Origin of the sequence: Winogradskyella epiphytica (assembly GCF_003217215.1) — a bacterium.
GTDB classification, from domain to species: Bacteria; Bacteroidota; Bacteroidia; order Flavobacteriales; family Flavobacteriaceae; genus Winogradskyella; species Winogradskyella epiphytica.
In genome coordinates, this window is record NZ_QJTD01000001.1 from 987,545 (window position 1) to 1,000,001 (window position 12,457).

Genomic DNA, 12,457 nt, shown 5'->3' on the forward strand with positions numbered 1-12,457 from the left:
ACTTTTTTACTTTTCAACAGTAATCCATTTTCCTTTATTTCTTATAAGATAATCATTGTCGTACATAGCTTCAGCCTGTGTTCCTGGTAGATAGTAAGTTCCTAAGTAGGATGCATTCAGTAATACACTAAAGGTTTTGGTGCCTTGTTTTCCTCTAGCGTCCAAGTCAAAATAGAAATTAACCCTATCATCTCGTATGTCTGTGAATCTCGCTTGACTTACTGTGGTATCGCCAAAATCTGTAAATCGTGTGTTGACAATATCCCATCCTGAAGGGAAAATTTGCGTTAAAGCTATATCGTTTACATAATCATTGGTCATGTTTGAAATACTAACCGTAGCAACAAAATCTTGACCTTGTTGAAGTTTGGATACATCAATCGTGTTGCCTTGCAGATCCTTATAAATTGTTGAAATAGTTAATCCGCGTTGTTCAATTAATTCTTCACCAAGTTTTAATTTTCCTGAATTTAAAATTCGCACATAAACCAAATTGCTATTTGTATTTGTAATTGAAATTTGATTAGTGCCATTATTAATCGGAATGCTACGTTGGGCTATAGGGTTTTTACTGTCAATCGTTTCAGATTTACCGTTAATACTATAGTTTAATTTTAAATCCTTACCACCATTTTTAATCACCATTTTTCCCATAGCCAATAAACTATAAGCTGTGGTTTGTGTGCTCATCCATTGGTTTTTCGATAATTCTTTGGCAATGGTTTTAGCCAATTCCTTAGCTTTCGGGTCATTTAAAATCACCATAGTTTCTAAAGCCATGGCTCTATTTCTATTTACAGAACCATAAGTGTAATAATCAGATTTAGGTGGTTGAAACTCGATATTAGCCGTTTTTGAAATGGCTTCACTAGCTTCTTTTTGTCCGGCTAATGCATAAGCTGCTGCTAAGCGCCATTTGGCTTCATTAGAAATTTCATCGAATTCTCTAAGTCGGTTCATGCTTGCTAAATCCGGACGTCCAGCTAAGGCTAAGGTGTATAAACGATAGGCCTGCGCTAAATCTGAATGATAGACTTTATAACTAGGTCTCCATTCTCTTGATGCTTGTTGTTGATAAGCAATCCAGTTTCTCTTAAAGGTTAATGGTAAAACAAAACCTTTCTTCTCAGCTTCAATCATAAAATGACCAGCAAAACTTGTGCTCCAATCATTAGCTGAGTTTTCTCCCATCCAATAACTCATTCCGCCATTAGGCAATTGGTAGTTACCTAAACGCTTGATGCCTCTTTCAATATTATTTTGAACTTCTCTTTTCTTTTGAGATGTCAAATCGAATATATCTGATAGGAATAATTGTGGGAATAATCCTGAAGTTACTTGTTCTAAACATCCATGAGGGTAACGAATAAGATAATCTAATCGTCCTGTAAAATCCATAGGTGGCAGGGTTGAAAATTCTACCGTTGCCGAATTAGTGCCTTCAATTCCAAATGTGGTTATGTCTATTGTTTTCTTAGCATTAGCCTCTAATTCTTCATCGATTATCCGTGATGTTATAGAATTTGGATTTTCAACATCAATTTCTACTTTGTATGTTGATTTTTCGCCATTTCCTGAAGCGATAACCTCGACGGTATTTATGCCTTTAGCTTTGGTCACATCCAATTCAAAATACAGCATTTTTTCATCGGGCTTATCAAACTTTAACGATTGTGAATGATTTCCTTTTACTTCGATTCCATCACTTAACTGTAATGAAACCTTTACGTTTTTCACTTTGTCTTCCATAGAAAAAACTGTAACTGGAAGAGTTACTTTTTCACCAGGACTCAATTTACGAGGTAAAGTTGCCAAAACCATTAATGGTTTTTTAACCTGAACAGATTTTTCTGCATTTCCATAGGCTTCTAACACATGGTCTCCAGCGACCACCATAGCTCTCACGGCACCAATATAATTAGGCATTTTAAGCTGATGTGTTTTGGTTTTTCCGGCATCGAGAAGAAATGGTCCTAAATAGGTAACTACAGGTTTAAATCGATTGGCCTTTTTATTCTTTCCTTTGGCTAAACTTTCGTCTCCACCAATAGCAAAAACTTGTTCAACGCTACCAGAATAAGCGCCAATAATATCATCGAAAATATCCCAGGTTTTTACTCCTAAGGCTTCACGAGCATAAAAGTCGTCCCAAGCATTTGGCGTTTTAAAACGAGTTAAATCTAATAAACCTTCTTCAACAACCGCAATTGTATAGGTCATTGGCTTATTATTCTTTTCAGATACTTTGATTTCGTAAGATGTTTCAGGTCTTATTACATCTGGCATCTTTATTTGAGGTTCTAATTTGGTTGAAGGATCTTCAACCATCATTGGAATCACCCCAAACAAACGAATTGGTAGATCGTTAGAGGTAATAGCGTGCGGCTGTAATAATGAAATATTAATAAACACGTTTGGCGCCATTTCTAGAGTTACAGGAATATCAATAGTTGTTTCTCCAGGATTTGTTTTTACCCATTGATGCTGTAACACTTCTGAGCCGTTTTCAATACTGACTAAAGCTCGGCCTTCGGAACCTGAAGGGAATGTGAGTCGAGCTGTTTCGCCAACATTATAATTTTGTTTGTCAGTTGAAAACACTAGCATTTTAGCGGCTTCTTTATCTGAAGACGGACTTGATTCCCACCAATTTTTATAGAAATAAGCGGTTCTTCCCGTAGCATGACCACTTTTCGGGTCCACAACTCTAATTAAATAACGACCACGTTCGTCTTCCGGAATTTTAAGTTTGAATTTAGCTTTTCCGTTAGCATCAGTATTTACTACAAATGACTGAACAGGTCTGTGATAATCACTAGATACATAGCTTGAAAGGTTATCGTAAGAGGAATTCCACCACCAACGCCATTCCACTTTATAGACTTTTACTTCTACATTATTTCTTTGAATAGGTTGTCCTTCGGCTGTAACCGTTGCGATATCAAAGGTGTGGTTTTCGTCGGTATAATAGGATCCATAATCATTTCCTTTTGGCGATTGTAAGCCCACAAAACTTTGATATGGTGCGTAAGGAATAGTGAAAGCGTCTAAAGAGAAGTCGCCACCATTTTCAAATGCTCTTACTAAAAATTGAGCATTTAACATTCCTGGTGCGTTTTTGCCAATATTCAATTTAGAGTTAATGGTTGCTTTTCCATTGGCATCAATTTTTCCTTCAAACACATTGATTTCTTCAGATTCAAAGGTTCTTGTTGGGTCTGAAAAAACGTAGTTTTTATAATTTTTGAAGCTTGTATGTGCTGTTGAGAATTTTGCTTTTACTTCAGTTTTTAGATGCTTTGCTGTAGCACCATGTAACCATGTTACTTCTAAATTTCCGTTTATAGGTTTATTATTGGATAACACTTCATCATTAAAATTGACTTTAATTTTTAAACGGTTGGGTTTTACGGTTTCAATTTTTAAAGTTTTCGAAAAGGTTGCGCCACCAACTGAAACTTTAGCTTTATAATTTCCCGTTTTATAATCAGATGATGTTGGAACGATAAAATCATAGAAATTGTTGAGGTTGTCTATTGATACTTTTCTATATACTAATTTTCCAACAGGATCTGTGATTTCTAATTTTACGGGGTGACGTTTTGGTAATTTATTAGCATTGTCATTTAGTATAAAAGTTAAGAATAAACTATCGCCAGGTCTCCAAACACCTCGTTCTCCATAAATATAGCCCTTTAGTCCGCGTTGTAATTTATTTCCTGAAACATCAAATTTGCTCAAGGAAAGAGAATTACCGTCTTGAAGTTTAATATAGCTAACATTGCTGCCTTTAGAGGCAATAGCAAAGGCCGCTCTCTTTTTTGCATCTACTTTAACAATACCGTCTTTGTTGGTAATACCTTCAGCTAATTCTTGTTGTTGGTAATTGTATAAGGTGATTTTTACGCCACCTTCAGGACTTGTATTTAAGATATTTGTCACTGCAAAAAAGTAGGCATTGTCACTTCCTTGTTTAGCAATAACTCCAAGATTTGAACTGATTAAATTCTGAGCAACTGTTCTATCTCCATAGTTGAAATAGGAGTCTGTACAAGGGTTGTTTCTATCACTCCAACGATACGATTTTTTATATCTATAATTTAAATTGTCCCAATAACGTTCCTCGCGTAAGTTCTCCTCTTCTTCGGTAATCTCGTCGGAAGCAAAATAATCTTCCTCATAATAATCATCGTAGTCATCACCATCCTCAACAGATGTTGTTTCCGCGTTAGATGAGCAGTCGTATAAAGAGTAGTCTTTTTTGAAGCTTAATTCCACCCTGTAAATGGCTCCAGGATCTGATTTCAAATACTTAGATAAGTCGATGCTATAAGCCTTCCATTTTCCTGTATTTTGGGCTTCATCCTGAATTAAAGTGATGGTTTCTTTTGCTATTCGACGACCTACTTTTTTTAATGCATATTCATTATTGCTACTGATATTTTCATCTTGCAAAAATTGAAGAACATTATCTTCAAAAACTTTAATAATCCGCACATCGACCTTGCTCAGGTTTACCGCTTCGAAATTGAATTTTAAGTCTTTTGAATTTGGAAGAATACTTCCGTTGCTAATAAGTCGGACTTCAGGTTTTAATTCTTCAAAATTTATGACTTCTGAATATGTTTTTTTAAGTTTAAAACCATCATTGCTTTTGATGCCAGAAAACACATTAATTTTCACAGCCCCAACTAATTTGCTATTAGGGTATACTTTCAGGACATTACCATCAACAATATACTTTGGATTATTAACACCTTCAATTGAAACTAAACCTGAAAAATTCTGTTGTTTTGCTAATGGGTCTGAAAAATTTAGGGATAGAAAGCGTTCTTGACTTTGGATAACTTCAGTATTTACAACTACGAAATTGTTTTGACCGGGAATTAGTATTGAATTTTCTCCTTTCGTTTCAGCGTTGATAGGAGATCCATTCCATTTTAAGTCGATTTTACTGTCTTCCACTAAGCGTTTAATACTATCAATTTTAAATTCGAAAAATTTCGAAGACGTATTTGTTTCGTTCCATACCAAATGGATTGCTTTATCGTTTTGTGAAGCACTTACTAATTTTTTTGCTTCGTCTAGTGAAATCACATCAGCAGATCGTAATTGTGCAAACATGAACTGCCATTCTTTGTTATAGGATTGTAAGTTTTGTGTGTTGATACTGAAACCAGGTGTAATGGTTTTAAACTGAAAAGTATAATCTTTAAAATCTGAAGGCATATGACTATAAATGTCATTTAATCTTAGAGTCACCGTATATTCTGTAGATGGTTCTAGATTTTCATCAGGCGTAAAAATTAATATATGATTGTTCATGGCTTTCAATTGACCTTGAACATGAGGTGTGATCTTCAGTATTTCTGAAGGTAATTCTTTATCTATTTCCCAGCCTGCAACAGAATCGGCAAGACTAATTTTGATGGGGTCTGCTACAGAAACCAAGCCTGAAGTTGTATAGCTGATATAGTCTCTATATTTATATATATTATCTACATCTGTAGTTTTGTTCTTACAAGATATTACAATGGCTAAGAGGAGAAGTATAATGAAGTGCTTTTTAATATGCATAGAAATAGTATATTTATAGTAAGATTTTGCTTCAGGTTAAAGTGCGTTCTTTCTTGTTCAAAAAGTACGATTAATTATTTAAATACGAATGGAATTGACTTGAAAAAAGCAACTTATGATGAAAAAGGCTATTTTAGTTTAGAGTTATAATACATATATTAGTTTTCATAAATGCCAATATGTAATTCGCCTTTGTCATTCATAGTTGCGCGATACATTCCAGCTGTATTAAATTCCATGACCATATTTCCATTTTTATCCACGGCAACGATGCCTCCTGTGCCTCCTAATTCGGTGAGTTTTTCTTGAATGACTACACGCGACGCTTCTTTTAATGATAAACCTTTGTATTCCATAAGTGCCGAAATATCATGAGCGACCATTCCTCTAATAAAATATTCTCCCCAGCCTGTGCTCGACACCGCGCAGGTGGCATTATTAGCGTAAGTTCCCGCACCAATTATAGGTGTATCACCAATTCTGCCATAACGTTTATTGGTCATTCCGCCAGTTGACGTTCCTGCAGTTAGGTTTCCATTTTTATCCAATGCGACACATCCAACGGTTCCAAATTTTGAATCCTTTATGTTTGGGTCATAAAAAGCAGTCTTCCCGTCATGGTCGAGTTCTGTTTTTTCTTTGTCTTTTATGTTCTTAAGGGAATTGAATCTGCTTTCCGTAAAGAAATAATCTGGCTGAACAATTTCTAGACCTTGTTCTTGGGCAAATGTTTCGGCTCCTTCTCTTGATAGCATAACATGTTCAGATTTTTCCATAATTACTCTTGCTAGATTGATAGGGTTTTTTACGGTTGTGGTTCCAGCAGACGCTCCCGCGTTTAGAGTTTTACCGTCCATAATAGAGGCATCTAGCTCATTGGTACCTTCGTTTGTAAAAACAGCACCTTTTCCGGCATTAAACAATGGTGAATCCTCCATAACATTGATGGTTTTTTCAACAGCATCTATGCTGCTTCCGCCATTTTTTAATATGTCATAACCGACTCTAATGGCTTCTTCAAGTTTAGCTTTGTATTCGGCCTCACGTTCTGGAGTCATATTTGCTTTTAAAATAGTTCCAGCACCTCCATGAATCACAATAGCGAAGTCTTGTTTTTCAACTTTCGTTTCAATAATGGTCTTATCTTTAGAGGTTTCTGTTTTTTGTCCATCCTTTTTGCAAGTAAAAAACAATAGAGATAGAAAAAGCAGTGTAATTGGTTTTTTCATTAGGCTAAAATATGGATTGTGTGCTTAAAATTACACAATTTAAGAATGTTGCGCTTCGACAAACTAACATTTTATTAGTAACTTCGCGGGAAAGTTTAATAATTCATAAAAAATAAGCAAATATGGAAGCAGTAGCTACCGATTTCGGAATTAAAGAGGCCTTAAAGCAATTAGGCGTAAAAGATATAAATGAAGGGACCTCAACGGGTTCAAATAATTTTTCAAACGGAGAAATTATTGAGAGTTATTCTCCTGTAGATGGTCAATTAATTGCCAAGGTTAAATCTACAACTCGTGAAGATTATGATAAAGTGATGGATGCTGCAACAAGCGCATTTAAAACTTGGAGAGATATTCCTGCTCCGCAACGTGGCGAAATTGTTCGTCAGTTTGGTAATAAATTAAGAGAATTAAAAGAGCCATTAGGTAAGTTAGTGTCTTACGAAATGGGTAAATCTTTACAAGAGGGTTACGGTGAAGTTCAAGAAATGATTGATATCTGTGATTTCGCAGTTGGATTATCAAGACAATTAAACGGTCTTACCATTCCTTCAGAACGTCCAGGTCACGTAATGAGAGAGCAATGGCACCCAATTGGGGTAGTTGGAATTATCTCTGCATTTAACTTCCCGGTTGCAGTTTGGTCTTGGAACACAGCTTTAGCATGGGTTTGTGGTGATGTTTGTGTTTGGAAAGCATCTGAAAAAGCACCTTTATGTTCTATAGCTTGTCAAAATATTATTGCCGAAGTATTAAAAGAAAATAATTTACCAGAAGGAATTTCTTGTATCGTAAACGGAGACTACAAAGTAGGTGAGTTTATGACAAAGGATAGAAGAGTTGCTTTAGTTTCTGCAACAGGATCTACAAGAATGGGTAAAATTGTTGGAGTAACAGTTGCTGAGCGTTTTGGTAAATCTTTATTAGAATTAGGAGGAAACAACGCCATCATTATTACACCAACAGCAGATTTAAAAGTAGTAGTTCCTGGTGCTGTATTTGGAGCTGTTGGAACTTGTGGTCAACGTTGTACTTCTACACGTCGTTTAATTATTCACGAATCGGTTTACGATAAGGTGCGTGATGCGATTGTTGGAGCTTACAAACAAATTAAGATTGGTAACCCATTAGATGAAAATAATCACGTTGGACCATTAATCGATAAAGATTCTGTAAACACGTATTTAGCGGCAATTGAAAAAGCTAAAGCTGAAGGTGGAAACGTTTTAGTTGAAGGTGGAGTTTTAGAAGGTGAAGGTTTTGAAAGTGGTTGCTACGTAAAACCAGCAATTATTGAAGCTGAAAACCATTTTGAAATTGTACAGCACGAAACATTTGCTCCAATTTTATACATCATGAAATACTCTGGAGATCTTGAAAACGCTATTGAAATGCAAAATGGTGTGGCTCAAGGTTTATCTTCTGCAATTATGACTAACGAAATGAAAGAAGCTGAAAGATTCTTATCATACGCTGGTTCAGATTGTGGTATTGCAAACGTAAACATTGGTACTTCTGGTGCGGAAATCGGAGGAGCTTTCGGTGGTGAAAAAGAAACAGGTGGTGGACGTGAGTCTGGATCTGATGCTTGGAAAGTGTACATGAGAAGACAAACAAATACTATTAACTACTCAGATGAATTGCCTTTAGCGCAAGGAATCAAATTTGACCTATAAGTATTATAATTAGATAAGGTTAAAAGCCGCATCGAGAGATGCGGCTTTTTTATGTTTTCATAACTTCGATAAAATGCATAAAAAAACCTTGTTTCAAATCCAGTTTTTGGGACTTTCAAGGAAACAAGGCTTAAAATAATTGATTAATAGCATTACAAAGATGTAAAATAATTTCACTCTTTAGCAATAAATATGATGAATGGTTAAAAAAAATGTATAATCAGTATGTTTTTTATATGTCAATCGGTAAAGTGTATAATATAGCGATGAAACGATTATAATTTCCGACCAACTAATTATATTTTACTTTTCTCAATATGCGAATAGTTTCTTTATAAGAAGAATACAGAGTAGAACTATAGTTCTTTAAATATGGCTTTACAGCTTCCAATTTTATCAAGGCATTTTCAAAACCAAAACCGTTGAGGTAACAAATTAAATAACTGGCCGCTAAATTATGCAGGTCTTCAGTTTCTATTTGCGTCAAAGAAACATTCTTTTTTAGTTTCTCAAAAATCACATTATTTGTGTTAAAAATATGATGTAATACTTTTTTGTTGAATTGAGGTGGATTAAAAACAAGATTGGTTTCTATGGAATAATGTGCATTATCTCCAAAATGAATAATCTTTTCTTCAAGCTTATAAAAGTTGAAGGACGATTGTAAACCTAATTTTACATACTCTGTTATTTTGAAAGCATCCTCGGTATATGAAATGGTCACTCTGTCTAGGGTTGAATAAAATAGCCGAACTTGTTCATTTACTAATTCAATATCAACCCTTGAAAAAAAAGTTTCATCGTCGATCTGTTTTTTATCTCCCGACCAACACAGAACAAAATATTCTTTAAAAACTTTATACTGAGGGTTAAGATCTTGGCGCTTGTTCATAAAATCAAAGACGCCATCCAGTGTCAATTTGATGTTATTCTGCGCATGTTTTTCTATCGCTTCAACAATCTTTGAATTAACATCTTTAATATCAATATCGAAAACCTTAGGCATACTCATGCTTCCATCTCTAAGAAAGACAGCACCACCATAATATTTCCAAATATTTTTCTTCAGTGAGGTAATTTCGCCATTAGGTCTTATGGTAACTAATCCCACTACCTTATGATCTGGTAAATGTGGAAAAGGAATATTTTCATATTGAACAATTGGCGGATTGGAGAGGTAAGCATTAATGAGGTTCTGTATTTTGCTATCATCAAAGAAGTCAGCGCCCACAATACTATTGTCTTCGTCTTCAACACCAATAACGATATACGAGTTGTTTTTGGGATTACTATTAGAAAGGGCGCATACATGCTTCAAGAACTTGGCTTTACCTTCTTTATGAGTAATATCAATTTGTCTCTTTTTATCATAGAAACTATTCTCATCATTGTGAGCGAGCAAATGTTTTATGAGTAAGCGTTTGTTAATCATTATACTTCCTTAGATCATTTCGAAATGTTAGAATTCTTTTTTCACAATTGTTGAACTCGCTTGAGCAGTACAAAACATTAAAATATCTGCAATATTCACATGTGCTGGTCTCGATACTGCAAAATAGATCACTTCTGCAACGTCCTCTGCTTGTAAAGCTTTATAGCCTTTATACACATTATCAGCGGCAGAATCACCTTTAAATCTCACTTCTGAAAATTCGGTTTCTACTAAGCCGGGATTGACTGCACCAACTTTAATTCCATAGGGATTTAAATCTATACGCATTCCTTCAGTTATCGCTAAAACTGCATGTTTACTACCACAATAGACATTCCCATTAGGATAGACCTCTTTTCCAGCCGAAGAACCGATATTAATTATATGACCAAATTTTCTTTCTGTCATTCCTGGAATAACGGCCTTGCTCACATAAAGTAAGCCTTTTACATTAATATCCATCATAGCATCCCAATCGTCTAAATCTCCCGACTGGATAGGGTCAAGACCATGTGCATTTCCAGCATTATTTATCAGAATGTCAATGTTTTTAAATTCTTTTGGTAAAGATGCAATCGCTTCAAGCGTTTTTTCTCTATCTCGTACATCAAAGTTTAAAGTATGCACATTGGTCTCTCTAGATAAGGCTTTTTTAATACTATCTAATCGTTGTTGTCTGCGACCACATAAGATTAAGTCGATGTTATGTTTGGCGAATTCGTGAGCAGTTGCTCTACCTATTCCGCTTGTTGCACCTGTTATTAATGCTGTTTTTCTCATAGTGTATTATTCCTGCGACGGCAGGAAGCTTTTTGTTAATTATTGTTCTTAGTATAGTGGAGGTTTCTGATTTCTCGGGAATTTATTAAGGAACCTTATGACCTTGACTAGCGACTAAAATCAAGAACCAATCCTCTAATTCTAAATTGATTTTTGAAGCTTCCACAGCTTGTTTTAGTCGTTCTTTGGAAGTTGTTCCAACAACAGGGTGAATTCCCGCCGGATGCTTCATAATCCAAGCTAGTAACAGCTGATCTTCTGTAGCATTGTATTTATCTTTTAATAGACCGAGTTGATTGTGTATGCGTCTAGTTTGTTCAGTATCTTCTTTAAATACTGATCCTAATGGCGACCACGCCATAGGCTTAATACCATTAGTCATCATATAGTCTAATGTGCCATCGTGCATTGCAGCATGTGCTGTGAGTGAAAATTCAATTTGGTTTACATCAATATCAGCACGTAATCCAATTAAATCCATTTGTGAAGCATTAAAGTTGGAGACCCCAAAATCACTAATCTTTCCATCTTTTTTCAAAATCGTGATGGCTTCAGCAATTTCTTCAGCAACCATCAAAGGACTCGGGCGATGAAGCAGTAATAAATCTAAATATTCAGTGTTGAGATGCTTTAAAGATTGTTCAACTGACCAGATAATATACTTTTTGCTATAATCATAATGCTTTACTTTGTTTGGTCTACTGTCACATAAGTATTGAATGCCACACTTGGAAATGAGTTGAATGTCTTTACGTTGAATTCCGGAATCCTTAAAAGCTTGACCAAAGGCTGCCTCTGTAGTGTAAGCGCCGTAAATATCAGCATGGTCAAATGTAGAAATGTTATGAGCAACGCAGAAGTCTATTAAATCTGCGGTCTCTTTTTTAGAAAGCTGTTTACCCCAGCTTCCCCAGGACATAGTGCCTGCAATTAATCGAGAATATGTCACTTTATTTTCAGTTTATATAGGTTTTTGTGCAATTCATGTATAAAAATACGCAAAACATAGATAATACGGTATTATTGAATAGTTATTAATCAACCTCTCATTTATGAATTCTATTACGACTTTCAGGTACGTCATTCTTGCATTTATTGTGCTACTTAGTGTGTCCAGTTGTTCAAAAGAGGATATGGATTCCAAAGGTCACTTAACAGGTGTTAACGTGAAACTAAAAAGTACAGCGGGAGTATTAGATAAGGTTTATGTAGATATTGCAGATGTTCAGTTGCAAGTAAAAGAGAATACAGATGCGCCAAACGCTTGGAGAAGTCTAAATGCTATCAGTGGAACGCATAATGTTTCTGACTTACGCGATGGTGTGGAGCTTGTTCTGGTGGAAAGCGCTGCGGTAGAGTCAACTTTTATCTATGCTATAAGATTAGTGTTAGGTGATAATAATTTTATAGACTATAATCATGTGTTATATAGTTTGGATGTTACAACAATTGGAAATGCTGCGCCTTCAAACTTAGTGCGATCGGAATTCATTTCTGATGGTTTTTATGACATTGTTATTGATATAGATATAGACAATTCCGTAAGGTATGACCAAGAAGAATCATTGATAATTTTAGATCCAAAATTATATACTGAAATCAGAAAAATTAAATATTAATTACCTAATCCTTAATTCATAGGACGTGTTCAAGTGCGTCCTAAAATTGAAAAGAGTAGTATGAAAGTACTGCTTTTTTTTGTGGGAATTTTTAAGAGACTGGCAGTCATTGAATTGTGGCAAAATTGATCCAAACACCACTAT

At 35.2% G+C, this 12,457-nt stretch carries 7 protein-coding genes; 2 read left to right on the forward strand and 5 right to left on the reverse strand.

Going from position 1 to position 12,457, the window contains the following annotated elements; all coding sequences use genetic code 11:
• Positions 1 to 6: 6 nt before the first annotated feature.
• Entirely contained in the window at positions 7 to 5,577 is a 5,571-nt protein-coding gene (locus DFQ11_RS04335; protein ID WP_110474604.1) for an alpha-2-macroglobulin family protein, read from the reverse strand.
• A gap of 158 nt (positions 5,578 to 5,735) precedes the next feature.
• The gene (locus DFQ11_RS04340; protein WP_110474605.1) at positions 5,736 to 6,806 is read right to left on the reverse strand and encodes an isoaspartyl peptidase/L-asparaginase family protein; all 1,071 of its coding nucleotides are present in this window, start codon (positions 6,804 to 6,806) and stop codon (positions 5,736 to 5,738) included.
• Positions 6,807 to 6,928: 122 nt separating this feature from the next.
• Between DFQ11_RS04340 and amaB the strand changes: the two genes are divergently transcribed.
• Positions 6,929 to 8,482 (forward strand): L-piperidine-6-carboxylate dehydrogenase, encoded by a 1,554-nt coding sequence (gene amaB / locus DFQ11_RS04345; protein WP_110474606.1) that lies wholly within the window; start codon positions 6,929 to 6,931, stop codon positions 8,480 to 8,482.
• Between the two features lie 292 nt (positions 8,483 to 8,774).
• On the opposite strand, the gene DFQ11_RS04350 is transcribed toward amaB, so the two are convergent.
• From DFQ11_RS04350 to DFQ11_RS04360, 3 genes are all read right to left on the reverse strand, one after another.
• Complete coding sequence (locus DFQ11_RS04350) at positions 8,775 to 9,914, reverse strand: ATP-binding protein (protein ID WP_110474607.1); 1,140 nt, start codon at positions 9,912 to 9,914, stop codon at positions 8,775 to 8,777.
• A gap of 27 nt (positions 9,915 to 9,941) precedes the next feature.
• On the reverse strand, positions 9,942 to 10,694 hold the full coding sequence (locus tag DFQ11_RS04355; RefSeq protein WP_110474608.1) for an SDR family NAD(P)-dependent oxidoreductase: 753 nt from the start codon (positions 10,692 to 10,694) through the stop codon (positions 9,942 to 9,944).
• Between the two features lie 85 nt (positions 10,695 to 10,779).
• Complete coding sequence (locus DFQ11_RS04360; RefSeq protein WP_229791236.1) at positions 10,780 to 11,643, reverse strand: aldo/keto reductase; 864 nt, start codon at positions 11,641 to 11,643, stop codon at positions 10,780 to 10,782.
• Between the two features lie 103 nt (positions 11,644 to 11,746).
• On the opposite strand from DFQ11_RS04360, the gene DFQ11_RS04365 reads away from it, so the two are divergent.
• The gene (locus DFQ11_RS04365; RefSeq protein ID WP_110474610.1) at positions 11,747 to 12,313 is read left to right on the forward strand and encodes a DUF4382 domain-containing protein; all 567 of its coding nucleotides are present in this window, start codon (positions 11,747 to 11,749) and stop codon (positions 12,311 to 12,313) included.
• Positions 12,314 to 12,457: the final 144 nt, after the last annotated feature.

What these genes read in the sequence shown, in the direction of transcription:
- DFQ11_RS04335 (WP_110474604.1), bottom strand. Translation starts at nt 5,577, where the DNA reads ATGCATATTAAAAAGCACTTCATTATACTTCTCCTCTTAGCCATTGTA.
- DFQ11_RS04340 (WP_110474605.1), bottom strand. Translation starts at nt 6,806, where the DNA reads ATGAAAAAACCAATTACACTGCTTTTTCTATCTCTATTGTTTTTTACT.
- amaB (WP_110474606.1), top strand. Translation starts at nt 6,929, where the DNA reads ATGGAAGCAGTAGCTACCGATTTCGGAATTAAAGAGGCCTTAAAGCAA.
- DFQ11_RS04350 (WP_110474607.1), bottom strand. Translation starts at nt 9,914, where the DNA reads ATGATTAACAAACGCTTACTCATAAAACATTTGCTCGCTCACAATGAT.
- DFQ11_RS04355 (WP_110474608.1), bottom strand. Translation starts at nt 10,694, where the DNA reads ATGAGAAAAACAGCATTAATAACAGGTGCAACAAGCGGAATAGGTAGA.
- DFQ11_RS04365 (WP_110474610.1), top strand. Translation starts at nt 11,747, where the DNA reads ATGAATTCTATTACGACTTTCAGGTACGTCATTCTTGCATTTATTGTG.